This is a genomic window from Streptomyces sparsus (genome assembly GCF_054776295.1).
The window spans coordinates 1-539 of sequence record NZ_BAAHCA010001717.1; the positions used below are offsets into that span (position 1 = coordinate 1).

Here is a 539-nt window from a genome sequence, read left to right on the forward strand (position 1 = left end):
CGCTTCCGCCCGCCCGTCCTGCGCGCCTGGTGGGGTGCCCTGCGCGTGCTCGCCGTCACCATCGGAGGTGCGGTCGCCGTCGGAGGTGCCGTCGGTGCGGTCGCCGGTCGGGGCGAGCGTGCACAGCAGGTTGATGCGGCGCCACCGCCGGTCCATGCCCGGGCAGTCCTCGCGGGTGTGGCCGCCGCGGGACTCGGTGCGCTCCCGGGCGGCCAACGCCACGCACTCGCTGACCAGCAGCATGTTGCGCAGGTCCAGAGCCAGGTGCCAGCCGGGGTTGAACTGCCGGTGCCCCTCCACGCCCACCCGGGCCGCCCGCCGCCGCAGTGTGCCCAACCGCTCCAGCGCCTCGGCCATCTCGCCGTCCCGCCGGATGATGCCCACCAGGTCGTTCATCGTCTGCTGGAGTTCCTGGTGCAGCGTGTACGGGTTCTCCGGCGGCCCGTCCGCCGCGGAGGCCGCCACGTCGAACGGCCGCAGCACCTCCGCCGCCGCCCGCTCGACCTGCTCGGCCGACACCGCGGCCCGCCGACCGGTCC

At 75.9% G+C, this 539-nt stretch carries 1 pseudogene; it reads right to left on the bottom strand.

Annotation, left to right across the window (positions count from 1 at the left end):
* Positions 1-539, bottom strand: a pseudogene (locus tag ACYVE9_RS30470) (fumarate reductase/succinate dehydrogenase flavoprotein subunit); the annotation flags it as partial.